This is a genomic window from Thiothrix sp. UBA5583 (assembly GCA_002425225.1).
In the GTDB taxonomy this organism is placed as follows: domain Bacteria; phylum Pseudomonadota; class Gammaproteobacteria; order Thiotrichales; family Thiotrichaceae; genus Thiothrix; species Thiothrix moscowensis.
Map to the genome: position 1 here is coordinate 208,645 of DILV01000016.1, position 24,646 is coordinate 233,290.

A 24,646-nucleotide genomic window follows, 5' to 3' on the forward strand; every position below is an offset into this window, starting at 1 on the left:
GTCAACCCATCAGGCAGGTGTCAACCGATAGACTTTCTCCTCCAGCCGGGTCAGCCCGCGCTGGCGGAAGCCGGGGTTTTCAGCCAGCACATCGGTAACAAACAAACGTTCCAGCGCAAACGCTTGGGCGTAATACCCCTGAATCTCCTCTTCCCCTACCGCGAAAGGTGGCCCCTTCATTTCCTCTTGGGCGTATTCCAGTGTCACCAGCAGGGTTTGTGCATGGGTGGGCAGGATGGAGATGAAATGTTGCGCATAACGCAGGCGCATATCCGGGGGTAGGGCAATCAGGGAGGCACGGTCAAACACGGCGGAACAATCAGCCACATCTTCGGCTTGCAGATCGAAAAAGTCCCCCAGCAGGATGACCAATCCATCGCTTTCCCAACGCTCCAGTTTGCCTTGTGACGAAATGGTGACATCCAACCCATTTTCTGCAAAAAAGTCACGCACCGCAATCGGGCTGACTTCCACCCCTGTCACCATGAAGCCTTGCGCTCGCAACCACAGCATGTCACGGCTTTTGCCACACAAGGGCACAAATACCTGACCACCCGCAGGCACTGCCAGACCTGACCAAAAAGCCTGCAAATGGTTGTTGAACTCATCTTGATGGAAGCCAATCTGGTTTTGTTCCCAGCGTTCAAGCCAGAACTCTGCTTTCATTTTGATTCTCCAAGAGAAAACCGACTAACGGTATTAAAGTTTTGCTTATAGGGGCTAAAAAACTTTGTCTTATATTTACCACAACAATATGTGTACTATCCGAGGTGAGTATTGTCACCAAACAACCAACTTGGGGGTTCAACATGAGTGGCGCAAGTCTCTCTCATCTGCCCGGTAATGTGCGCGTCGCCAGTGTGCAATTCATGCAGCGGCGGGTTGATTCTTTTGACGACTTCATCAACCAGATTGGGCACTGGGCAGAAGTCGCCAGCGGACAAGACGCTGATTTTCTGGTCTTGCCGGAACTGTTCACACTGCAACTGCTAAGTCTGCAACACCGCAAACTGACGATCAATGAAGCCATTTCCATCCTCAACCATTATACATTGAAGGTGGAAAAAAACCTGCGCAGGCTGGCCTTACAACACGGCATCAATATCATTGGCGGTTCACATCTGGTCAGCAGCCCCAATGGACAAGTAGAAAACACCTGTCTGGTGGCATTGCGTGACGGCAAACTGCACCATCAGTCCAAAATCCTGATCCCTGCGCATGAAAACCAAACCTGGAGCACCTGTTCCGGCAATTTTGCTCATGCCATCGACACGGATTGCGGCATGATCGGTATCCTGATCGGGCAGGATGTGGAAAGCCCGGAACTGGCGAGACGACTGGTGGATCAGGGCGCCACCATGCTGTTTACCCCGTTCAACACTACCTTGCATGAGCAGTATCTGCGTATCCGCCATGCTGCACAGGCGCGGGTATTGGAAAACGAGGTATATAGCATCCTGTGCGGCAATGTTGGCTATTTGCCAAATGTGCCTGGCATGGGCAGCCAATATGCACAGAATGCGATGCTAAGTGCTTGCGATTTCGCCTACTCCCATGCAGGCATCATCAGTGAAGGCACGGCGAATGCTGAAATGCTGGTCATGGCTGATTTGCAGCCCGCCAAACTGGCAGAAATGCGCAAACCCAGCGCTCGTCCTGCTTGGTCACTGGAATTTACCTCAGTATTTGTGGATTACCAGAAACACCGCGCCAACCGACAAAATACGGAACGTTCACGTGAAACAGAAACAGTAGTCCCTGAGACAACCGCCCTGCAACGCCGTACCGGTTGAGGGTGTGTTAGCAATGCGATAGGCAAAGCGGAACCTGCTGAACACAGGTTCCGTTTTTTATTCATCCAGATAAACCTGCAACAAGACCAACGGCTCGGTTTCCAGTGCCTCAGCAAGCTGTACGAGGGTTGACAGACGGGTATCAAAAGCCTCACCGCTCTCCAGCCTGTACCAGGTTTGCCTGGAAATGCCGGAACGCCGGGCAGCTTCCGACTTGGAAAGTTGTAATTCGATCAGCCTGTCTTCCAGATAATGCGCCAATTTTTCTCCCGACATAAACACCTCTACTCAACACTCAGACATCCCCACATTGACAAATGGGGGCTTACTTGTCGGTTGGTCGCAACAAAATACAGAAACGTTCAAACTGAACGGCAAACAGGGCAAAACATAAACATTACCCTGCCTAGAGGATTTATCAGAAAGGCGAAATGGCTTACTGCAAGGTCACGTCATACTTTAGCGGCTCCTGCATACCGACACGTTCCACCAGTACACTCACCTGTTCACCCGGCTTATGGCGGCTCAATCCCTGCATCAGGTCAGCCATGCTGCCAATGGCAACGTCATTGAGACGGGTAATCCGGTCGCCTGCCCGCAAACCTGCCCGTTTCGCGGCACTTTTTTCCTGCAAGGTACCAATCTGTACACCGCCAGCCTCTGCCGATTTCAGCCACACCCCCAGCTTGCCAGTACGGGGCAACTCCAGCATCCGGGTGAGCAGGAAGTAATCCACCATGCCCGACTGGATGTCTTGCGGATCAGTGCTGACCACGGTTGCCAGCCGAATTCCCGGCATCTGCTGCTGAACGTCGTGCGGAATCCCGGCATTGAAACTGATGTGCCCGGAGCCGGAAAACACCAGCATCTGGTGCTGCGGATGCGCTTTCAGGTAACGCATCACGTTATGCGCCATGGTTTCATCCCAGATACGCTGCACCAGCAGGAAATTGTCAAACTGGCTGGCATCTTTGGAATGCTGGGTAAAAATCTGTTGCAGCCGTGCCTTGTAACCGTGGTCAGGCGGGTTGATTTCAGGCGGCAACTGCGCCCGTTCGCCCGGACTCAAGGCTTCCAGCCCGCCGCCAGATACCTTGCGGGTCAGCTCCACTGGCGCATTTAGGGCAATCACTGGCAAGCGGTTCGCTTTGGCATATTCCATGATCGGGCGCAACAAACGGTAATCGTAACGCCAGCGGTCAAAGTATTCACTGCGTTGCAACATCTCGGCTTCGCTGATGTTACCCGCCAGAAAATCATTCAAGACCGGTTGAAACGGCTGCTGAAACCATTCCACACCAATCGCAATGTTAGGGTTTCTCTGGTGTAATGCCTGCAACAAGGCAAGCTGATGCAAGTGGTGGTCGTAGCGGTCATGCACTTCGCCCACAAACACTACCCGGTTTGGCGTCAGCTCTTCTATCAGGGCAGAAAATGCCAATGGTTTGTCCTGACTGATGCCGGAGGGCAGATGCCCTGCAACGTAAGCCAGCGCATCCGGCAAAGTATGATGTTCCACAGTCCCGGCGACTACCGGCGAGGCTAACAGACTGAGCACAGCGAAACCCAACACCTGCCACTGGCGACTGCAAAAAGCGGAAAACTGTCCATGCACATATTGATACATATTATTGTCCTGATGTTTTTATCCCTGACCTTACCAGCAATGGCAGAAGGCTTGCCCGTGCTGCATCATGAGCTGCGGGTTACACCCAACCCCGCTAGCGGTGAGTTGCAGGTGGAGGATACTCTGAGCATACCGCAAAACCTGTTGCAGAATGGGCAATTTGTCTTCAGCCTTGCTACAAACTTCCACCTTGATATGTCCACTGTCCGACTGCTGGCAGCTCAGGAAGAACCTGCCGAGATCAAGCGCTATAGTATTCCACTTACAGCCGATGAACGAAAAATCACACTCAAATATCATGGCAAGCTCACCTCTACCCACGATTGTGCCTGGCTGGTGCAGACTTGCGTCCTGCTCGACCCACGCGGTTTGTATCTGGATGGCAACAGCCACTGGTACGCACAAGCGGGGGATGCCCTCCACACCTTCAGCGTACAAATCACTCTGCCACAAGGCTGGGTCAGCCTCAGCCAGGGCGCGGAAACTGCAACCGGCTGGCAGGAAACCCACCCGCAGGACAGCCTCTACCTGATCGCAGGTCCGTTCCATGTGTACCGGCAAGCAGGCAAACAGGCTGAAGCGCGTGTCTACCTGCAAACGGCTGACGAGGCACTGGCGCAGCGTTACCTGCAAACCAGCCAGCAGTATCTGGAAGAATATTCACGCCTGCTGGGTGATTACCCTTACGCCAAATTTGCCACCGTGGAAAGTTTCTGGGAAACGGGCTGGGGAATGCCATCCTTCACCTTGCTTGGGTCGCGTGTCATTCGTTTGCCGTTCATCCTGCACTCGTCATTGCCACACGAAATTTTACATAACTGGTGGGGTAACAGTGTCTATGTCGATGCCAGTCAGGGCAACTGGTCAGAGGGTCTGACGGCCTATCTGGCTGACCAGCGCATAAAAGAAATGAATGGCGAAGGCGCAGAATACCGCCGCAGCAGCTTGCAGAAATACGCCACCTTTGTGGGTGAGCGCGATGATTTCGCCTTACAAGACTTCCGCAGCCGCCACGATGAAGCCACCCAGGCAGTGGGCTATGGCAAATCCATGATGCTGTTCCACATGTTGCGCCAGCAGATGGGCGACGACCATTTTTTTGCTAGGCTCAGGCAGTTTTATCAGGCTTACCGTTTCCGCTCCGCCAACTTTCAGCAGTTACTGGATAGTTTGCAGGCAGATACCGGCTTCCGCCAATCCTGGCTGGAACATAAAGGTGCACCCAGACTGACCATCAAGCAGCACATCCTGACACCCGCAAGTCAAGGTTACAAACTGGAACTGACCCTGGCACAAACCCAGCCGGGTAAGGCATTTCCCTTGCGCATTCCGCTACGCATCCGCTTTGTCGGAAAGCAACAGGAACAACGTGACCATCTGCTGATGACCACAGCCAGCCAGACCTTCAGCCTGAACCTGCCAGCCAGACCGGAACAGGTGGCTGTTGACCCGGATTTTGACCTGTTCCGCCTGCCTGACCCGGCCGAATTGCCCGCCACCGTGGGAGCCTTGTACGGTACGGCAAGCAAGACCTATGTGCTGTCACGCCAGACGGATGAAGCCATGCAGATGGCGTGGGAAAGCTGGCTGGATACCTTGAAAACCCGCGACAAAAACCTGCGGATACAGTACGACGACGCACCCTTGCCCGATACCGGTACAGTCATCCTGCTGGGCGGCGACAACGCGGCTTTGCAAGGGTTGCTGGAGCGGGCAAAGGAACCGTTCCGCCTGACCGATGCTGCTTATACCCTCAACAGTGCCAATTACACCTGCGGCCTGCATACGCTCGCATTGGGCTTACGGGCAGGCAAGCAAAATATCGTGCTGCTGGATGCCACTTCAGCAGACGGGCTGGATAACATGCTTGGCAAACTGCCGCATTACAGCAAGTACAGCTATCTGGTATTCAACAGCACCACGGGAGAGAATGTGGCAAAAGGTCAGTGGGAAGTGGAAGATTCCCCGTTGAACATGACGTTTACACAACAATGATTAAAAATTTATCAAAATGAAACAACCAGCCATTCTTGTTCTGCAAAAATTCCTGAACGTGTTGCAGGAAATCCATCAGGAATCCGTCGACCGCGCCCCGCTGCGGCAACCTACCGGGCAATGGGACTCCCGCCCTGCCATTGCCCTGATGGTCATTGCCATCTGCCTACTGATGCTGCATTACCTGAAATTTGCCACCACCTATCAGGTAAGCCTGGCTGGGTGGTTTTCACTCACGGCGGACAATCCGCAACTGGCGTTACAGCAGTTTCGCAACCAGCCTTTCTTCTCGCTGCTAGGAGAAGCGTGGTGGTCTCTGTGGCATCTCGTCTGTTTCATCCTGATACCCGTGCTGGTTATCAAGCTGGTGTTCCGCGAATCACTGGCAAATTATGGGTTAGGGATCGGCAAACTGCGCCAACATTTCAAATGGTATCTGCTGCTGACCCTGCCCATCCTCTGTTTTGTGGTCATCGTGAGTTTTCGTGATGACTTTTCCAACCATTACCCTTTTTACCGGCTCGCCAACCGTAGCTGGGCTGATTTACTGGCGTGGGAACTGCTCTACCTGTCGCAATTCGTGTGCGTGGAATTCTTCTTCCGTGGCTTTATCCTCCAGGCTTGCCGACCAGCATTCGGTGTCAACGCAATCTTCGTGATGATCGTACCTTACTTGATGATCCATTTTTCCAAACCTTGGCTGGAAGCGACCGGTGCAATCCTGTTTGGCCTGTTTCTGGGTATACTGGCATTGCGTACCCGCAGCATCTGGGGCGGTGTACTGGTGCATGTGTCGATTGCTTTCAGCATGGACATGGCAGCTCTCCTGCAAACCAAAGGATTACCCCAACAATGGTGGCCATGACATTTTCCATGCAACGTTTCATGCTGTGGCTGACCTTTTTGCTACTCACTCTGGTGGTGGCGCTGAGTCTCAGTTGGCTAGTCTTGGCAAAGGTTGATTTTGCCTATCCCCTGTTGCATGACCATGCGGGCTTAGGCAAAAACATTGAACAATACGCACCGCGCAACCTGACCCGCCCCTATTTTGACCTGACGACACCTGCCGAACGGGCACGTTTGTTCCATGAAATCGTGACGGCCATCCATCACCAAGGTCACGGTTTGAGCGAGCTGCGTTACCACGACGACCAAGGTCGCCTGATTGCTACACTGCTGACACCAGCCGAGGTTGCGCATTTGCAGGATGTTGCCCATTTGCTGGATAAATTGAAGATCATGGCACTGCTTGCCTTGCCGTTGTGGGCAGGCATGTTTATGACACTGGTCTGGCTCAGGCAACCGTTACCCTCCACCAGGCACTTGTTACTGGGCTTGGCGGGGGTAGGCGCTGTCACGGCTGTCATCCTAGCTCTGGGTGCGGAGCGGGTATTTTATCAACTGCATGTCTGGGTTTTCCCCGCAGGACACCAGTGGTTTTTCTTCTATGAAGAATCCCTGATGAGCACCATGATGAAAGCACCCGACCTATTCGGGTATATCGCTGTAATGCTGGCAGTGCTGGCGCTGGGCATCAGCCTTGGCTTGCTCTGGCTTTACCAGCGGGTGGTACGCAACAGGCTGTCAGGCTGACCTCTGGCGGGTGTTGTCAGCCCGCTGCCAGCCTGTATTCCAGCGAATCCAGTACCGCATCCGCTTCTGTCAGTCGCCCTTGCAAGCGGATGCCGTCCTTGACGTTTGCCAGCAACTGTTCGATGGCACGGATGTGCTGGACACGCAAGGTCAGCAGTTCCACCCGCGAATGTAGCGGTGTCAGCAGAGTTTCGGCGACACCCGCGTTCTGGTGGATGTGTTCGCGGATTTGTTCAACGTGCTGGATCAGGGTATGGCAATCATCGGTCTGCACCATCAGTTTGTTGTTGCGCAGCTCGTCTTCTTCGTTGTCATCATCACCCAGGCTGTTTTCCGCAATCAGGGCACGGAGGCGGGTACGCAAGGCAGCAATCTGCACCCGCTGTTCACGCACCACGTTCTGGTTTTCCATCACCTTGGTGAGCAGGGTGTGATACGCCAGCCCGACCCGCACAAACAGGGGGCGTTCCGGGACTGGCTGGAGCACCTCCTCCACGGGAGGTGGCGGCACAATAGCAGCAGGTGCATCCACCACAGATGTATCAGTTGTCATCGGGTGTTCGGTTTCAGTGGGAAAATCGTTCACGTTGGCTTCCTTGGGTTGCTATCAGTAGAGATACCCTGATTTTTGAAGGTGCGTGAACGCGAAACAAGGAGCAAGCAGACAGGAGGCGGCAGGCTTTTGCCGAAGTCGCAAGGGCGCGGTCGACACCCTCGCCAGCAGGGGAGTCAGGGTTGCCAGTTGACAAAGTTTTCCAGCAGTTTCAGGCCATCATCAGCCGATTTCTCCGGGTGCGCCTGAATCGCAAACACATTGTCTCTGGCAATCGCCGACGCATAGCTGATGCCGTAATCGGTGGAACCGGCAATCAAGTCCGGTGTTTGTGGCTCCACGTAATAGCTATGGACGAAATAAAAGCGCGCCCCGTCATTGATACCATTCCACAGCGGATGCGGCATCTGCTGCCAAATCTGATTCCAACCCATTTGCGGAATCTTCAGCCGCACGTCGATTTCCTGATGTACAGCACCGAAATAGCGCACCTTACCCGCGTACAAACCTAGGCATTCGATGCCACCATTTTCTTCGGAATGTTGCATCAATACCTGCATCCCCATGCAAATGCCGAGGAATGGCTTGGTGCGGATAACTTCGCGTACCACTTCCGCCATGCCACGGGTCTCCAACTCGCGCATACAGTCACGCGCCGCACCTTGCCCCGGAAATACCACTCGGTCAGCCTGTCTGATCATGTCAGGGTCGGAAGTAATGGCAACCGTGGCGTGACCGCCTGCGGCGTGTACCACGGCACGTTCCACCGAGTGCAGGTTGCCCATGTTGTAGTCGATGATGGCGATTTTTTGCATTACAAACACCCCTTGGTAGAAGGCATCATCCCCGCCATGCGCGGGTCAAGTTCCAGTGCCATGCGCAGTGCCCGCCCAAAGGCTTTGAAAACGGTTTCGGCGATGTGGTGCGAGTTGCGCCCTTTCAAATTGTCGATATGCAACGTCACCAGCGCATGATTCACGAAGCCCTGAAAGAATTCATAAAACAGATCGGTTTCAAACGTGCCAATGTTGGAGCGAGGGTATTCCACCTGATGTTCCAGCCCTGGTCTGCCGGAAAAGTCGATCACCACGCGGGAAAGCGCCTCATCCAACGGCACATAGGCGTGCCCGTAACGGCGGATGCCTTTCTTGTCGCCCACCGCCTGGGCAAAGGCTTGCCCGAGGGTAATACCAATGTCTTCCACGCTGTGATGGTCGTCAATGTGACGGTCGCCCTTGCACTCAATATCAAGGTCGATCATGCCGTGGCGGGCAACCTGATCCAGCATGTGTTCCAGAAACGGAATGCCAGTATCAAAGTGGGCTTTGCCCGTGCCATCCAAATTGATGCTGACACGGATTTGGGTTTCGAGCGTGTTGCGTGCCACGCTGGCGGTGCGTTCGGTCATTCAATAACCACCTTCTGCTTGCTGATTCTGATGGAAGTCTTGCCAGATAATACCTGTCCAAACAGGTCGTTGACCAGCGCCCCGCGCCAGTCGTCAGACAGGGCAGTGCGGCCTTCTTCCAGCATTTTTTCGATTTGCTGGCGGGTAGCAATCATTTGCGCGGAAATGCCGTTTTCATTCGCCACTTGGTTGAGCAGGGCTGTCAACAGGTCGGCGACCACGCTCATGTTGTCATCCAGCTTGCGCCGCCGGGGCAGGTTGGGCCATGCGCTGTCCGGCAAGGCTTTGGCGCGTGCGATGCATTGCAACCACTCCGGGGCGTAGCGTTCCACCTGTTCCGCCGTAAGACCTCGGATTTGCTGCATGGAATCAGGGGTATCCAGCTTCATCCGCGCCAGATCAATCAGAATTTCATCCGACAATATCCAGCGGCGTGGAATGTCCTTGCGTAGGGCGCGTTCCTCCCGCCAGGCAGCCAGTTCACGCAGGATGGCAAGCTGGCGCGGTTTGAGGATTTGCACATTCTTGACACGCTCCCACACCATGCGCGGGTCAACTGCATAGGTAGCCGAGTCAACCAGTTTCTGGAAAGGCTTGTCCAGCCAGCGCAACCGTCCGAGTTTTTCCAGTTGTTGGCGCAGGGCAAGATAGACATCACGCAAATGGCGCACGTCGTCGATGGCGTACTCCAGTTGCTTGCTGCTCAAGGGGCGGCGTGCCCAGTCGGTGCGTGATTGGGATTTGTCCAGCGTAATCCCTAGCAACTGTTCAACCAGCCGTGCATACCCCAACTGGTCGCCCAATCCCAGTACTGCCGCCGCTATTTGCGTATCAAACACAGGTGCAGGCAGCTTGCCGCCCCCCAGATGATGGAAGATTTCCAGATCCTGCCAGGCAGCGTGCAGCACTTTCAGGCGTTGCGGTTGCGCCAGCCAGTCAAGAAAAGGTTGTAGATCATCAATCTGTAGCGGATCAATGCAGGCCAGCGTATCGGCACTGGCAATCTGGATCAGGCACAAGCGTGGGTAGTAGGTTTTTTCCCGGATGAATTCAGTATCAAGTGTCACCCATTCTGCCTTATCCAGCCGGACAAGCAGGTCAGCCAGTTTGGCAGCATTATCAATATAATCGAACATGGAACTGTGATGTCTCGTAAAAGTGAACAGGCAGGCAGCCTAACGCAGGTTTATACAGGCATAGCTGCCAGACTGACAAGTATCCTGATACCCAGAAATTTGTGCACTGCAAAGTTAGAGAATAATTATATATTTAAAATCAACCACTTGTTGACATGGGTCAAATTCTTCTGCATATTCATCATTACTGGAGTAATTTGCTAAAGATAGAAAAGTTTTTAACCGCTTGAAACCGCTAGAGAGGGTAGTCGCTGTGGCAGATATTGCTAGGTTTGCCACGGTTCATGGCGGGAAGCCCGGTAGTTTTACCGGGCTTTTTTTATGCCTGCCTTATTGGCTCAGCACTTCCACCAGATAGTTTTCCATTTGCGTGGCATTGGTTCGTACTGCTCCGCCCAGATCCAGCCCCTGCAACAAAGGCGCACCCCGCAAACCCAGCAAGTAACGGATCAGCAAACTGGCATCGGTTGCCGCATCCGTCGTGCCATCACCATCAATGTCCAGATAGGGTACAAGTGCCGCCAGTTTCGTTTCCAGCATTGCTGTATCCGTGTTGATGGTGGTCACGCCTTCCAACAAGGCATTGCCCCGGCTGCCTTGCAGATAACGCGCTACGATGATCCCTTCACGCAAGGCAACTGGTGGATAATTGCTGCCCAACAGGTGCAATGAAGGTGGTGAACCGGCGGTTGCCAACCAAGAACTGATATGTGCGAAAAACAGCTCAAAGCGACTGTATTCATCCGGTCCATCCGTATTGGCGCAATCCGACGAGCCCCCCAGCAACGAACCATTCAGGTAATGAACTCCACCATCCACTACCCAGACACCCGAACCGCTGCTGCCGGGAGCTGTAATGCCCTTGCTCCAGACAACCGCCGAAAAACTGCCGTTGCTATCAGGAATAACGGCATACCCTCCCGCTGAATTTTCAATCCGTACCCGTGTCTGAAAATTGCCTTCCGAATACTTTTTCGGCCCACCGGAGGCATGGTGGATGCCGGTAATGGCCTGATTGCTGCTCAGGGTCGTGGTTGTCCAGCCAGACAGAGTGACCCCAGCAGGCGGGTCATTATTCAGGCGTACCAGCGTGGAATCCAGCTCCGAACGGCTTGCCAGCAATTGTGCGCCAACACCGCCATGCGTCCAGCCTGCGCCGCTACCGCCACAGGTGGCATTCTGGTAATGCCAGAAAAAGTCCATGCTGCCTGCCGCCGTACTATTGCTAACACAATGCGCGGCAGTCAGAAAATAAGGCACTTGTGTATAAGTATCCTGATCAGACAGCAATGTCCCGGAACACAGGCGACTCAAGCCATCCGTATCGGTAAACACATACCGCGCCACTGCCTTGCCGGTTGCCTGCCAAGCACTGCTGGCACAGGCAATATCCACCTGACAGCTACTGTAATCAATCTTGTAGATGCTACTGTCACTTTTCAGACTACTGGCTGCCGGGTCGACGACCAGATGCGACAGTTGCGGAATAGCAAGCTGCACATCCTGCGGTTTGACACCTTCCGGCAGGAATAGCTCCAGTGCCAGTGTTTCCCCTTCCACCGTCGACGACCAGAATTGTGTATTGGCTTGGGTATACGGGCCAAATACCTGTGTAGTATCGGCAGGGTTGTATACCCGCAATTCCACCCCAACAGGCAATTGCCCACTGTGCAATTGCGCCCGCACCCGCAAAGCTCCGCTGGATGTCAGGTTGAAACGGGCAGCCTGACCGCCACTGACGGTTTGCCAGTTCCAGGCAGCTAAATCCATCCACTGGGCAAGGCTGGCGGGCAGGGTACGCCCCACCCCGACCTTGAGGGCTTTTTCCTTGCCGGAATGCTGCAACTGGCTGGTTTCCGCCGCATTCAGAGCTGGCAGGGTATGGCTGGCATCCGCCTTGGTGGAACGCTGAGCCGCAGTGCTGCCCTGTGCCAAACGTAAACCCGGTACAGCGCGTTTGAGGCTGCTGCCAAGAAAGGTTTCCGGTTCAGCCTTGACCGGCGGGTCAGCATAGCCCACAACCGGAAGTAACCAGGCAGTCGCCAGCAGCAGAGAAAGCAGTCGGCGGCTGATCATGGCAAGCTCCCACGCAAGATGTAATTGGTGCTGGTAGTGCTATTGCCAGGAGCCAGCAACACATTCCCCAGCAGAATATTGATTTCGTTGTTTGGTCCGGCAAATACGGTTTTGCCATCCAGATTCAGGTCAGTAGACAGATAGCCGGACAACTGGAAGTTGGTCTGGGCATCCGTATTTGCGGGGCTGGTCAGGACACTACCGAGAATCGCATTCTTGTCGGTATCCGGCCCATCGGCGATCAGCTTGCCGTCATTGTTGGCATCACCACTGGGCAACAGCCGGTATGTACCGGAATGCAGACGAATATCAGGCACGCCGTAAATCCCCGTACTGGCTGAAGTAAAATCCACCAGCAACGGCGTACCAGCAAACGTCAGCGGCAAAGCACTCATCACCCCCAAATGGTTACGATGGCGTAATGCCAGATAGTAACTGCCGGAAGCCACACCACTGAAATGCAATGTCGCACTGCCTGTATCCGCCGTCACCACATCACCATCCCGTTGCAGCAAGGCTGCCTTGCGAGCAACCACAGTTTGCGGTTTGCTGCTGTCGTGCAGTTCCAACAATATCCAGTCAACCGGCGCATCATTGCCAGTCGTCTCCAGCAAGTCTGTCGTGGTAGTTTCAGTACCTGCATACCCCTGCGCAGCAAACGGCTGCCCTAGTGGCAACAGGCTGCCTGCCCGCAGGTTATCCTGCATCTTGCCTTCCGCTGCCACAAATGCTCCTTGCAGCAAAGCCCGTACCTGTACACTGGGTTCCACCACCACACTCACGCTCATCGGGGTAGACTGGAAACTGGCATCATCCGCTGTGGCACTGGCACTGGTACGAATTTGGGTTGTACCAACAAACCCAGTTTTAGGCTGGAAAGTTGCCGTCAACAGGTTGAGCGGTGTTTCCCCCGTACCGGGCCAGCGAGCCGCAAGATCAACCCACGCCACCACCACATAGCTGTCCGTGTTTGGGTCAGCATCGAAATTTTCCGTATCTGCTGTCACCACCCCAACCGGTTGCAAACCATAGGCATACGTTCCGCTGACACCTTGCCATTGCAAGGCATCCGCATCAAAGTGGATACGTAACCCCAACCCGGTCAGAGTATTGGTTTGCGGACTGGTGACGGAATAGACCGGCGTAAACGCTACGGTTCCACCGTTGACGGTGACACTAGCATCGGCAGGCGTGATGACTTGGGCAGCATTCGCCGAGGTACTGGCAAGCAACCATCCCAGTACGAACCATCCTGTGCGGGTGAGGTATTTCATGAATCCCGTTTGCTCTGCGTTTATTGTTATGATGCGTATGCTCGGGACGCTAGCAGAATTCGGGATTCAGAACAAATCCAACTTACAAGCTGTCAACCCGTGAGTGCGTTACACGCCTGAGTCGCGTTAATCCCAGCAAGAGGAAGTGTCATGTCCCTCTCCAATCTGCACAGCCTATCCGGTTTTTTCATCCTGTTGTTGCTGGCCTGGCTGCTGAGTGAAAACCGCCGGATCATAGACTGGCGTTTCCTGCTGATAGGTTCCCTGTTGCAATTCGGGCTGGCGGCACTGCTGCTGAAAATGCCCTTCCTGCACCAGGCATTGTCCAGCTTGAACGATGCCGTGCTGGCACTGCAAGCAGCCACCGAACAGGGCACAACTTTTGTATTCGGCTATCTGGGCGGTGGCAATTTGCCCTTTGCGGAAACCGCACCGGGAGCCAGTTACATCCTGGCATTCCGCGCATTGCCATTGGTCATCGTGATCAGCGCCCTGACCGCTCTCCTCACCTACTGGCGTATCCTGCCGAAAATCATTCGGGCATTTTCCCTGTTGCTGGAAAAATCACTGGGCGTTTCCGGTAGTGTTGGTCTCAGTACTGCCGCCAATATTTTCGTCGGCATGGTGGAAGCGCCCCTGTTCATCCGCCCGTGGCTGGACAAGCTAACCCGCAGCGAGCTGTTCATCGTCATGAGCGCAGGCATGGCCAGCATTGCCGGAACCGTTCTGGTGCTTTACGCCACTTTTCTGGGCGATACTCTGCCGGATGCGGTCGGACACTTGCTGACAGCTTCCTTGATCAGTGCCCCGGCAGCCATCCTGATTGCTCGCCTGATGGTGCCTGAAACTGAACAGCCCCAAACCAGCCATGCCGATATTCCTCAAACCGCTCGCAGCAGCATGGATGCCCTGACCCAAGGAACCCAAAGCGGTCTGGAACTGTTCCTCAACATTACTGCGATGCTGATTGTGCTGGTGGCACTGGTGCATTTGCTGAATGCCATCCTTGGCGGCATCTTGCCGGAAGTGGGCGGGGAAGCGCTCACACTGGAACGCCTGCTAGGGTACGTGATGGCACCGGTTGTGTGGCTGATGGGCATTCCTTGGCAGGAAGCCCACACCGCTGGGGCACTGATGGGGGTCAAAACCGTTCTGAACGAATTCATTGCCTACCTGCAACTGGGGCAATTGCCGCCGGAAGCCCTCAGTCCGCGTTCCCGCCTGATCATGACCTATGCGCTGTGCGGCTTTGCCAATGTCGGCAGTCTCGGCATCATGATTGCTGGCCTGACCACCATGGCTCCCGACCGCCGGGCAGAAATTCTGTCACTGGGCTGGAAAAGCATTGTGTCCGGTACGCTGGCAACCTGCTGCACCGGTGCGGTAGTCGGTGCGCTGCATTGAGCGCTCAGAAAAACCCCTTATCCTGTTCCCACATCACGTTTTTTTGCCCGGCAATGGCGGCTTTCAGCAACTGGATCAGCGGATAAGCCCGCACGTTGACACTTACGGCTTTTTCTTCACTGCCGCCATGTGGTGGCTGTAGCTGTTGGCTTTCGGCAGCTTTGGCTTCTTCGGTTTGCAGGGCGGCTTCCAGTTGCTGCAAGGCAGCAGGAATATCCTCGGCACGGATCGCACTGGGAACCGTGCCACTCAACCCCATCATGCGGATCAGGGCTTTCGCATCCTTGTCAAACATCGAAACACTCGCCCCGGCAGGGCTGGTAAAACGGATCATGGGCTGACTCCTTGGCAAAACAGAATTAGGACAATCATAGGCATTGTCAGCATCGCCTGCCACAGATGTCACTTTTTTACAGTCAAACACCTGACACAAGCGTGACACACATGAACAAACAGCCCATGCTTCCAATAAAAATCAATATGTTATAGGATTCAAAGAAATTGGCACGGCGGTTGCATTGGAATAAACAAGAAAATGCCGAGTCAGAACGGCGGAACAGCAAGAAATTTATCAGCAAGCCCCAAGAGACAGAGAGCAGGCTTAAACATCAATAATAACAAGATGCCTCGCCATGTCTTGACTCCTTTATACCCCCTGTCGTTTGGCAGGGGTATTTATTTTCGACTAACGGTCATATTACGCCCATTGGCGCATGGTTTCGCCAATATCAGGCAACAGGTTCTGCCCACAAATCATGTTCATCCGCGTGGGTAATGCGCACTTTGGCAAACTCGCCTACCGGCAACTCCACCCCTTCCACAATCACCTGCCCATCAATCTCCGGTGCATCGCGGTGGCTGCGGGCAATACTTTGGTCATCCCCCGCTTCATCCACCAGTATCGTCATGGTTTTGCCGATCAGACGGCTGAGTTTGGCTGCACTGATTTCAGCCTGCATTTCCATGAAACGTTCCAGACGTTCTTCCTTGACCTCTTCGGGGACAGCACCAGGCAAGTCATTGGCAGGAGCGCCGTCAATTGCGGAATAGGTGAACGCCCCCACCCGGTCGAGTTCGGCTTCTTCGAGGAAATCCAGCAAGGTTTCAAAATCCTCTTCGGTTTCACCGGGGAAGCCAACGATGAAGGTGCTGCGGATCGCAATATCAGGGCAGGTTTGCCGCCAGTTGCGCAAACGATCCAGCACTTTTTCTGCATGTGCCGGGCGACGCATATCCTTGAGAACGCGCGGGCTGGCGTGCTGGAAAGGAATATCCAGATACGGCAGGATTTTGCCTTCCGCCATCAGCGGGATCAGGTTATCCACATGCGGGTAGGGGTAAACGTAATGCAAACGTACCCACACGCCCATCTCGCCAAGCGCCTCAGCAAGCTGCTGGGAATGGGTCTTGACCGGGCGGCCTTTCCAGAAGCCGGTGCGGTACTTGGTGTCGATGCCGTAGGCACTGGTATCCTGCGAAATCACCAGCAGCTCTTTCACCCCTGCATTCACCAGATTTTCGGCCTCTTGCAACACATCACCAATCGGGCGCGACACCAGATCGCCACGCAGAGCGGGAATGATGCAGAAGGAACAGCGATGGTTGCAGCCTTCAGAAATCTTCAGGTAAGCGTAGTGCTTGGGAGTCAGGCGTATGCCCTGTGGCGGAATCAGGTCGGTGTAAGGATCGTGCAAAGGTGGCAAGTGCGTATGCACCGATTGCATCACCGCTTCATACGCATGAGGGCCAGTCACAGCCAGTACATTGGGGTACTCTGCCAGTACTTTGTCGGCATTTGCCCCCAGACAACCGGTGACAATCACTTTGCCGTTTTCATCCAGCGCCTCCCCAATCGCATCCAGCGACTCGGCCACCGCCGAATCAATGAAACCACAGGTGTTGACTACCACCAGATCGGCATCATCGTAGCTGCTGCTGATTTCATAACCTTCGGCACGCAACTGGGTGAGAATGCGTTCGGAATCCACTAATGCCTTGGGGCAACCGAGGCTGACAAAACCGACGCGGGGCTGGGCTTGCTTCATAAACGGGTATCTGCACAGGTAACAGTAAAGCGGCTAATAATAGCTGATCATCACCCATTATGCCTCCTGTTACCGGGAAATCACCCCGCAACACTAGATATTGTGTCAAGGCATTTCTCCGTCCAAGGAAAGTTATGCACATTACCCTATATGTGGGAGTGGCCTGCACTGTACTTAGCAGAAAGACCCAGCAATGTGCATATATATTTATAAGATGTTGATTTTACTTGATTATTACATTGGTTATTTTTTATTCATTTTAATGATAAATGTTGAAAAACAAGGTCGAATAGCAACTACCCACAAAACTTTCCACACAGTTATCCACAGGCTCTGGGGATAAGCCGGTAAACGCCTGATTCCTGAGCGATAAAAAAGTATGGGGATCAAGGCAGGTTCACTATCAAAAAAGGCATATACAGGGCGGGGGGGGCTTTCGCTAGAATGTTGCCGGATTGCGCGTTTTCATATTGAGAGAGGAGAATCTCCATGTCCAGTAAACACCCAGTTATTGCCGTTACAGGCTCGTCAGGTGCGGGTACAACCTTCGTCAAGCGTGCCTTTGAGCACATTTTCTTTCGTGAAAAGATTACGGCTGCCGTCGTCGAAGGCGACAGTTTCCACAGTGTTACCCGCACCGATTTTAAAAAGCGTTCTGCGGTTGAACACAACTTCAGCCATTTCGGCCCTGAAGCCAACGATTTCCACGCGCTGGAAGCCCTGTTCAAGAGCTATGGCGAATGCGGCATGGGCAAAAAGCGTTACTACTTGCACAACGACCAGGAAGCCGCTTTCCACCAGAAACGGCTGGCGGATGCAGGCGTGACCTGTACTTCCGGTTCCGGCGAATTCACCCCGTGGGAAGATACTCCGGCAGGCACTGACATCCTGTTCTACGAAGGGCTGCACGGGCTGGTGAAAGACGAGACCGCAGACAAGCGTTACGGTGGCTATGACGTGGCACAATACGTTGACCTCGGCGTTGGTGTCGTACCAAGCATTAACCTGGAATGGATCCAGAAAATTTCCCGTGACCATGCCGAGCGCGGTTATTCACCTGAAGCGACTGTCGACACCATCCTGCGCCGGATGCCGGATTACATCCACCACATCACCCCGCAATTCTCGCGTACCCACATCAACTTCCAGCGTGTACCCACCGTGGATACCTCCAACCCGTTCATCGCTCGTGACATTCCATCACCGGATGAGAGCATGGTAGTTATCCGTTTTGCAGATCCGAAAAGCTTCAATGTGGATTTCCCTTACCTGCTGGCCATGATCCATGATTCCTTCATGTCACGCCGCAACAGCATTGTTGTACCGGGTGGCAAAATGGTGCTGGCGATGGAACTGATCCTGAACCCGATCATTCATGACATGATCGAAAAGCGTAACAAGGCATAAACACCTTGGTGAAACTTATCCGGTGTTACCGTAACACCGGATATGCGCCTCCAGCCGCTGTGCAAGTACAGGGCTGGCCTCACCCAGTGTTGCCAGAATCAGTTGCGCTTCCTGCCGGTAAGCTGCCACTTTTTCTACAGACCAGTGTGGCGGAATGTATTGCAGGTTGCTGATACGGTCGGCCAGTTTCACCAGCCATACTTCATGTGGCTGCTGGCGGATGCGTTGTAAGCTGTCAGCCATCTGTGCTGCCTTGGGCAGGCTGGTATCCTTGCTTAGGGCTTTCACCCCTTCCGCTACCGGCTGCCCGAAGATGTCCCGCAACTGGGTATAAGTAGTGGCAGTATCTTCCAGCGTGTCATGCAGCAGGGCACATTGCACCGCCACATCACCTTGATAGTCAGGGTGCTGCGCCAGTGCATGGATCACTTCCATTGCTACGGTAGCGGGATGGTTGATGTATTCGTAAAACACCCCGTCCGTTTCCCCTGTATAGGTTTGCCCGCGATGGGCAAGACAGGCGAAATCCCAGGCTTGTACGTATTTGTCTTGTGACCAGTTGGGGATCATGTGCGCAATGCCTCCTGCATGGAACGGATACGCTGTGCCGCAACTTCCGGCGCATAAGCCAACGCTGGAAACTTGCCCCACACGGGAGCAGGCCAGGCAGCATCCGTCTGGAAGCGGGCGATGTGATGGACATGCAGTTGCGCCACCATATTCCCCAATGCCGCCATGTTCAGCTTGTCCGGCTGAAACAGCGCCAGCAAGGCACGACTAAGCTGATCCGATTCCGCCCACAATTGCGCTCGCTCAGCAACATCCAACTCGTGGATTTCACGGAGGTCTGCCCGTCGGGGTACAAGAATGAACCACGGGTAACGTGATTCGTTCATCAGCAATACCCGGCATAAGGGCAGGTCGGTGACGAAATGGGTATCCTGTGCCAGTTGTGGATGCAGGCTGAAAGTAGCTGTTGCCATCAGGCTGGTTCCTGCATGGCCTTGAGGGTATCCGGGCTGAAGTCAAATGAATCGGAATACAGTTGCGCTTCCGGTAGCCCGTGGGCAAGGAAAGCGGTTTTGGCTGCATGGATCATCGGCGGTGGGCCACTCATGTAAACATCATGACCGGACAAGTCCGCAAAGTCGGCAACCACGGCTTCATGCACCCAGCCAGTACGCCCTTCCCAGTGATCATCCGCCTGCGGAGCAGACAACACAGGTATGTAAGTCAGTTGCGGATGGCGAGCAACCCAACTACGCACCACGCTATGCAGGTACAGATCAGCTTTGGCACGCACGCCCCAGTACAGGTACACCGGCTTGTCGAGTCCTTGCTCCATCAGTTGTTCCAGCATCCCTTTCAACGGGGCAAAGCCAGTTCCTCCCCCCATCAGGATCAATGGGCGGCTGGACTCATGGATATAAAAACTGCCCAGCGGCCCCTGAATGCGTAACAAGGCTTTTTCCTTCATCTCGTTAAACACATGCGAAGTGAACTGCCCACCCGGTACGTGACGCACATGCAGTTCCAGCATCTGATCATTGAATGGCGCATTCGCCAGCGAAAAGCCCCGCTGCTTGCCATCTTTCAGCAAGATGTTGATGTATTGTCCGGCACGGAAGCGCAGACGTTCGGAAGCGGGCAATTTCAGGGTCAGTTCCATTACGTCATCTGCCAGCTTGCGCATCTTTTCGACCCGTACCGGCAGGGTTTTAACTTCGATGTCGGGTTCTGCCCCGACTTGTGGGGAATCAAGTTCCAGATCGCTGAGCGCCCCTGCCATGCACAGGAAGGCTTTGCCACGTTCCTCGTCATACGGAGCAAGCCCTTGAGGCTCACCAAACGGGTAATGCACCTGACCGCTCAGTACAGTTGCCGCACAAGAACCACACACACCACCCCGGCAGCCATAGGGCAAGGCAACACCCTGACGCAAACCGGCATCGAGAATGGTTTCACTGGTTTCCACGTTGAAAGTGTGGCCGGAGGGTTGGATTGTTACCCGGTAAGTCATGCGCTATCCTGTCTGGTGGCTAGGGTTGTTGGTAGGTGGATTGTAGCCGGAGATAGGCTCAAGCAAAACGACCAGAAAGAAAACAGGGTTTTACCCCCAAAAAAAAAGCCGACCCAAATGGGTCGGCTGTCTAGTGCCAGTTAGGGTCAGTTGAGGGAGTCTGACTGGTCACATAGAAGCTTTGGATAAACTTTTTGCCCCCTGTTTGGCTTTTTTATCCCTACAAAGCCACTGTATATCTTTAATTCCCAGCCAATGTAGCAGATAATTTGTCAACAGCGGTTGACGAGAACAGCTTTTTTTTAAATTTTCTTGTAAAATGTCATGTGTCAGTTGTAACCATTGGGAGTCAGAAAAACATGTCAGCAGCAGATTTAGCTGGATATATACGTAAGCGTTTGAAATCTATAGGTCTTACGACAGTAGCAGCCGCAGAGCGGTCAGGCATTTCCCGCCAGACATGGCACAAATTGCTAAGGGCAGAGGTGGATGAAGCCAGGTTATCTACCCTGGTAAAAGTGGCGAATACGCTGGAAACTCCACCCTTGAACATGTTCCGTGTCTATTTTCATGGCAAGGAATTTGCGCGTAGCATCCCACTGCTTGAAAACCAGAAGACCTTTGCGCATGGCTCAGCCGCTAGTGTGACCTTCCCGGATAATGCCCCTGTGCAAGCAGGGCGTGAGTTTGAAAAAATCTGGGAAATCGTCAACCTGAGTAATGAGAGCTGGAAAAACTGGTCACTGCAATGTGAAGATCAGGCGGGTAGCGATGCCCCTCAATTGATGCCGCTGTATTTCAAGGCATCTTTGCCGGAAACCCTACCTGGCGAACACATCCGCATCCGCGTCAAGTTCCGTGCCCCGGAAACGACAGGTACAGTCGTTTCTCACTGGCAAATTGTCAGTGACAAGGGCGAAGCCATGTTTACCCAACAAAATGGCCTGACCTGCACGGTCAATGTAACCTGATAAAACTTATAGATAGCATTTCTATAACTCTGTCAAGGGGGTATTTGCCACCTTGGCAGATATTCTCCCTCAGGCAAACTGATGCTCAATGTCAGCATCACTTGAGGGAGTATTCAGACATGTCAGCCACTGATTTTGCCAGCTATCTGGAAAAACGCCTTGCAACCCTGCAATTGAAAGTCACGGAAGCCGCCAAACGTTCTGGCCTTTCCCGCCAATCTTGGTACAAATTGCTCAATGCCGAAGTGGAAGAAGCCAAAATTTCCACACTACGCAAGGTTGCCAACACCTTGCAAGTCCCCCCTGAACACCTGATGTACCTGTATTTTCAGGCTGGAACCAAATCCGGTTTGAATGCCAGGCAACACGCTGCATTAGATGCCGGATTGGGCGTGCACGGGTAAGCCCTGACAGGGATTTCACTCACGGCGACGCGCAAAACTTTACTTTTGCCTCGTTTCTGGGGATAAAATGCGGCCTTGTGATAAATCAGGATACAGGCCGCGACGCTTGTACGTATAAATAATGAGCGAAAATCTGGTAATCGTCGAGTCTCCGGCGAAGGGAAAAACCATCCAAAAGTACCTCGGCAAGGGGTTTGAAGTGCTAGCTTCCTATGGGCACGTGCGTGATCTTGTGCCCAAGGAAGGCGCTGTTGACCCTGCCAATGGTTACAACATGCGCTACGAAATCATTGACCGCAACCAGCGGCATGTAGACGCAATTGCGCGAGCCTTGAAAAAAGCCGATACCCTTTATCTGGCAACTGACCCGGATCGCGAAGGCGAAGCCATTTCCTGGCACTTGTACGAATTGCTCAAGGAGCGCGGTTCGCTGGAAGGCAAAAAAGTCCAGCGCGTCGTTTTCCACGAAATTACCCGCAAGGCGATTCAGGATGCGATACAGAACCCGCGCGGGCTGGCTCATGACCTGATTGATGCCCAGCAGGCACGCCGGGCGCTGGATTATCTGGTCGGTTTTAACCTGTCGCCGTTACTGTGGCGTAAGATCAAGCCCAGCCTGTCCGCCGGACGGGTGCAAAGCCCGGCGTTGCGCCTGATTGTCGAGCGCGAGGAAGAGATCGAGAATTTCGTGCGTCAGGAATACTGGACGATGACCGCCCAGAATGAAAAGGACGCACAGGCATTTACCGCCCGTTTGCATACGCTGGACAACCGCAAACTTGACCAGTTTGACCTCAACAATGAAACCCAGGCTAGTGCTGTGCGCGAGCGCCTGCTCAAGGCTGCCAACGGCAAATTGCTGGTCAGCAAGGTCGACAAGAAACAGCGCAAGCGTTACCCCGCGCCACCGTTCACCACCTCCACCCTGCAACAGGAGGCCGTGCGCAAGCTGCGTTTTTCCACCCAGCGGGCGATGCGTATCGCCCAACAATTGTATGAAGGCATTGATTTGGGCAGTGGCCCGGTTGGCCTGATTACCTACATGCGTACCGACTCGGTAAACCTCGCTAATGAAGCTATTGCCGAATTACGCAGCCTGATCGAGCAACGCTACGGCAACAACAAACTGCCGAACACACCCAATTTCTACAAAACCAAATCCAAGAACGCGCAGGAAGCCCACGAAGCGGTGCGCCCGACTTCTGCCTTGCGCACCCCGGAGCAGGTCAAACAGTACCTCAACGAAGAACAGTTCAAGCTGTATGAGCTGATCTGGAAACGTACTGTAGCTTGCCAGATGATTTACGCCACGCTTGATACCGTATCCGCCGACCTGAATGCAGAAGCGGGCAGTTTTTTCCGTGCATCCGGCTCCACCATTCGTGACCCCGGTTTCCTGCTGGTGTACGAAGAAGGGCTGGATGACCGCGCCAGTGAAAAGGAAAGCCCGTTGCCACCGCTGGAAGAGGGCGAACATGTCACCTTGCATGACATCAAGGCCGAGCAGCACTTTACCGAGCCACCGCCACGCTATTCCGAGGCATCATTGGTCAAGGCGCTGGAAGAATTTGGCATCGGGCGACCTTCCACCTATGCCAGCATTATTTCCACCCTGCTGTCGCGCGAATACGTGGAGCTAGACAACCGCCGCTTTATCCCGACCGACATCGGGCGGATTGTGACCCGTTTCCTGACGGAACATTTCACCCAATACGTCGATTATGACTTCACCGCCAATCTGGAAGACCAACTGGACGCCATTTCACGCGGCGAAAAAACCTGGGTTCCGGTGATGGACGATTTCTGGCAACCCTTCCACAAGCTGGTCGATGAAAAGATGGGCAGCGTCAACCGCAGTGACGTACTGCAATCGCGCGAACTGGGCACTGACCCTGCCAGTGGCAGACCGGTATCGGTACGCTTGGGGCGTTTCGGGCCGATGGTGCAAATCGGCACCAAGGATGATGAGGAAAAGCCAGTATTTGCCAGCCTGCGCCCTGGCATGAAGCTGGATACGGTCACACTGGAAGAAGCGCTGGAACTGTTCAAGTTGCCCCGTCATTTAGGTGAAACCGCCGATGGCAAGGCTATCAGCACCAATGTTGGTCGGTTTGGCCCATACGTGAAATACGGCGATCAGTTTGCTTCCCTGAAAAAAGATGACGACCCTTACACCATCACGCTGGAGCGGGCGCTGGAACTGATTGCCGAAAAACAGGTGAAAGATGCGGAAAAAATCCTGCGTGATTTCGGCAATGGCATCCAGATCCTCAAAGGCCGCTGGGGGCCGTACCTGCAACAGGTAGTTAAACGCACCAAGGTACAGGCACGTTTGCCCAAGGATCGTGAACCTGACAGTATGACGCTGGAAGAATGCCAGACATTGCTGAGCGCTGCTGCCGATGCCAAAAGCAGTAAAAAAGACGCGAAAAAGGAAGAAGCTGACAAAAACAAGGCAAGTGATGATGCCAGCAAGCCTGCCAGCAAAAAAGTAACGGCTGCTGCCAAGGGAACCAAGGCAAGCCCCAAAAAAGTAGCTACTGCCAAAACAGCCAGCAAACCTCAAACCCCTGCTGCCCGCAAAAAACCAGCCTAGAAGACTCACCAGCCCGGAACATTCAGCCTGCCAGCCGTTACCGACGGCTGGCGTATAGGTGTCTAGGATCATGCCGCTACTGTGAAGTCGCCACCCGGCAGGTCTTGAAAAACAAGGACGGCAGCGAAGGCATCCTCTATGAAGTCGTGCGGGTGGATACGTTGCGCGGTTGAGCGTGGGCGGCTTGGCACGAGGTAGGTGGGTTTTGCAACCCACCCTACGTCGTGGGGTGTGACCGGAAGAGATGCTCTTTTTGTGGCTTCCCCGGTAAGATTAGAAAAGGGGCGTGTTGGGAAAGAGTGGAGATTGCGGTGGTCGGCGCATCATTAAAAAAAAACCAAACA

23 protein-coding genes are annotated in these 24,646 nt (G+C 53.9%); 9 read left to right on the forward strand and 14 right to left on the reverse strand.

Annotated elements, in window-relative coordinates; translation table 11 throughout:
* Positions 1-9: 9 nt before the first annotated feature.
* Positions 10-666: a thiopurine S-methyltransferase gene (locus B2U47_RS06120; protein WP_296681929.1), complete on the reverse strand. Its 657-nt coding sequence runs from the start codon at positions 664-666 to the stop codon at positions 10-12.
* 143 nt (positions 667-809) lie between these two features.
* Between B2U47_RS06120 and B2U47_RS06125 the strand changes: the two genes are divergently transcribed.
* A complete protein-coding gene (locus B2U47_RS06125; RefSeq protein ID WP_296681930.1) occupies positions 810-1,793 on the forward strand; it encodes a nitrilase-related carbon-nitrogen hydrolase in 984 nt (327 codons plus the stop codon).
* 57 nt (positions 1,794-1,850) lie between these two features.
* Here the strand turns inward: B2U47_RS06125 and B2U47_RS06130 are convergent, their stop codons facing one another.
* Positions 1,851-2,069 carry a helix-turn-helix domain-containing protein gene (locus B2U47_RS06130; protein WP_296681932.1) on the reverse strand — a complete coding sequence of 73 codons (219 nt, stop codon included), beginning with the start codon at positions 2,067-2,069 and terminating at the stop codon, positions 1,851-1,853.
* A gap of 160 nt (positions 2,070-2,229) precedes the next feature.
* On the reverse strand, positions 2,230-3,420 hold the full coding sequence (locus tag B2U47_RS06135) for a ChaN family lipoprotein (protein WP_296681933.1): 1,191 nt from the start codon (positions 3,418-3,420) through the stop codon (positions 2,230-2,232).
* Between B2U47_RS06135 and B2U47_RS06140 the strand changes: the two genes are divergently transcribed.
* The 3 genes from B2U47_RS06140 to B2U47_RS06150 are packed head-to-tail and all read left to right on the forward strand — an operon-like array spanning position 3,403 to position 7,008.
* Complete coding sequence (locus B2U47_RS06140; protein WP_296681935.1) at positions 3,403-5,415, forward strand: M1 family metallopeptidase; 2,013 nt, start codon at positions 3,403-3,405, stop codon at positions 5,413-5,415. The genes B2U47_RS06135 and B2U47_RS06140 overlap by 18 nt on opposite strands.
* Before the next feature lie 16 nt (positions 5,416-5,431).
* Positions 5,432-6,280 carry a CPBP family intramembrane glutamic endopeptidase gene (locus B2U47_RS06145; protein WP_296681936.1) on the forward strand — a complete coding sequence of 283 codons (849 nt, stop codon included), beginning with the start codon at positions 5,432-5,434 and terminating at the stop codon, positions 6,278-6,280.
* Positions 6,277-7,008, forward strand: a complete 732-nt coding sequence (locus B2U47_RS06150; protein WP_296688275.1) for a DUF1461 domain-containing protein — start codon at positions 6,277-6,279, stop codon at positions 7,006-7,008. The genes B2U47_RS06145 and B2U47_RS06150 overlap by 4 nt, the downstream gene beginning before the upstream one ends.
* A 16-nt stretch (positions 7,009-7,024) precedes the next feature.
* Here the strand turns inward: B2U47_RS06150 and B2U47_RS06155 are convergent, their stop codons facing one another.
* The 6 genes from B2U47_RS06155 to B2U47_RS06180 form a co-directional block, all read right to left on the reverse strand.
* Positions 7,025-7,594, reverse strand: coding sequence for a hypothetical protein (locus B2U47_RS06155; protein ID WP_296681939.1), 570 nt, complete (start codon positions 7,592-7,594; stop codon positions 7,025-7,027).
* Positions 7,595-7,737: 143 nt separating this feature from the next.
* Positions 7,738-8,376: an imidazole glycerol phosphate synthase subunit HisH gene (gene hisH, locus B2U47_RS06160; protein WP_296681941.1), complete on the reverse strand. Its 639-nt coding sequence runs from the start codon at positions 8,374-8,376 to the stop codon at positions 7,738-7,740.
* Entirely contained in the window at positions 8,376-8,969 is a 594-nt protein-coding gene (gene hisB, locus B2U47_RS06165) for an imidazoleglycerol-phosphate dehydratase HisB (protein WP_296681942.1), read from the reverse strand. Before hisB ends, hisH begins: the two co-directional genes overlap by 1 nt.
* Positions 8,966-10,105, reverse strand: coding sequence for a ribonuclease D (rnd, locus tag B2U47_RS06170; protein WP_296681944.1), 1,140 nt, complete (start codon positions 10,103-10,105; stop codon positions 8,966-8,968). The genes hisB and rnd overlap by 4 nt, the downstream gene beginning before the upstream one ends.
* Before the next feature lie 330 nt (positions 10,106-10,435).
* Positions 10,436-12,181, reverse strand: coding sequence for a trypsin-like peptidase domain-containing protein (locus B2U47_RS06175; protein ID WP_296681945.1), 1,746 nt, complete (start codon positions 12,179-12,181; stop codon positions 10,436-10,438).
* Positions 12,178-13,455 (reverse strand): hypothetical protein, encoded by a 1,278-nt coding sequence (locus B2U47_RS06180; protein ID WP_296681946.1) that lies wholly within the window; start codon positions 13,453-13,455, stop codon positions 12,178-12,180. Before B2U47_RS06180 ends, B2U47_RS06175 begins: the two co-directional genes overlap by 4 nt.
* Before the next feature lie 150 nt (positions 13,456-13,605).
* Here B2U47_RS06180 and B2U47_RS06185 point away from each other — a divergent pair, with 150 nt between their 5' ends.
* Positions 13,606-14,859, forward strand: a complete 1,254-nt coding sequence (locus B2U47_RS06185) for a NupC/NupG family nucleoside CNT transporter (RefSeq protein ID WP_296681948.1) — start codon at positions 13,606-13,608, stop codon at positions 14,857-14,859.
* Between the two features lie 4 nt (positions 14,860-14,863).
* On the opposite strand, the gene B2U47_RS06190 is transcribed toward B2U47_RS06185, so the two are convergent.
* Positions 14,864-15,193, reverse strand: a complete 330-nt coding sequence (locus B2U47_RS06190; protein WP_296681950.1) for a DUF1840 domain-containing protein — start codon at positions 15,191-15,193, stop codon at positions 14,864-14,866.
* 394 nt (positions 15,194-15,587) lie between these two features.
* On the reverse strand, positions 15,588-16,904 hold the full coding sequence (gene rimO, locus B2U47_RS06195; protein ID WP_296681951.1) for a 30S ribosomal protein S12 methylthiotransferase RimO: 1,317 nt from the start codon (positions 16,902-16,904) through the stop codon (positions 15,588-15,590).
* 489 nt (positions 16,905-17,393) lie between these two features.
* Here rimO and B2U47_RS06200 point away from each other — a divergent pair, with 489 nt between their 5' ends.
* Positions 17,394-18,311, forward strand: coding sequence for a phosphoribulokinase (locus tag B2U47_RS06200; protein WP_296681953.1), 918 nt, complete (start codon positions 17,394-17,396; stop codon positions 18,309-18,311).
* A gap of 15 nt (positions 18,312-18,326) precedes the next feature.
* On the opposite strand, the gene B2U47_RS06205 is transcribed toward B2U47_RS06200, so the two are convergent.
* Genes B2U47_RS06205 through B2U47_RS06215 form a run of 3 tightly spaced genes read right to left on the reverse strand, consistent with a single transcriptional unit; the run spans position 18,327 to position 20,331 of the window.
* On the reverse strand, positions 18,327-18,881 hold the full coding sequence (locus B2U47_RS06205; RefSeq protein ID WP_296681955.1) for an HD domain-containing protein: 555 nt from the start codon (positions 18,879-18,881) through the stop codon (positions 18,327-18,329).
* Positions 18,878-19,294: an HIT domain-containing protein gene (locus tag B2U47_RS06210; RefSeq protein ID WP_296681957.1), complete on the reverse strand. Its 417-nt coding sequence runs from the start codon at positions 19,292-19,294 to the stop codon at positions 18,878-18,880. Before B2U47_RS06210 ends, B2U47_RS06205 begins: the two co-directional genes overlap by 4 nt.
* The gene (locus B2U47_RS06215; RefSeq protein WP_296681959.1) at positions 19,294-20,331 is read right to left on the reverse strand and encodes a CDP-6-deoxy-delta-3,4-glucoseen reductase; all 1,038 of its coding nucleotides are present in this window, start codon (positions 20,329-20,331) and stop codon (positions 19,294-19,296) included. Before B2U47_RS06215 ends, B2U47_RS06210 begins: the two co-directional genes overlap by 1 nt.
* Before the next feature lie 359 nt (positions 20,332-20,690).
* On the opposite strand from B2U47_RS06215, the gene B2U47_RS06220 reads away from it, so the two are divergent.
* From B2U47_RS06220 to B2U47_RS06230, 3 genes are all read left to right on the forward strand, one after another.
* Complete coding sequence (locus tag B2U47_RS06220; RefSeq protein WP_296681960.1) at positions 20,691-21,302, forward strand: NBR1-Ig-like domain-containing protein; 612 nt, start codon at positions 20,691-20,693, stop codon at positions 21,300-21,302.
* 119 nt (positions 21,303-21,421) lie between these two features.
* The gene (locus B2U47_RS06225; RefSeq protein WP_296681962.1) at positions 21,422-21,706 is read left to right on the forward strand and encodes a helix-turn-helix domain-containing protein; all 285 of its coding nucleotides are present in this window, start codon (positions 21,422-21,424) and stop codon (positions 21,704-21,706) included.
* 121 nt (positions 21,707-21,827) lie between these two features.
* Entirely contained in the window at positions 21,828-24,302 is a 2,475-nt protein-coding gene (locus tag B2U47_RS06230; RefSeq protein ID WP_296681963.1) for a DNA topoisomerase I, read from the forward strand.
* Positions 24,303-24,646 lie beyond the last annotated feature (344 nt).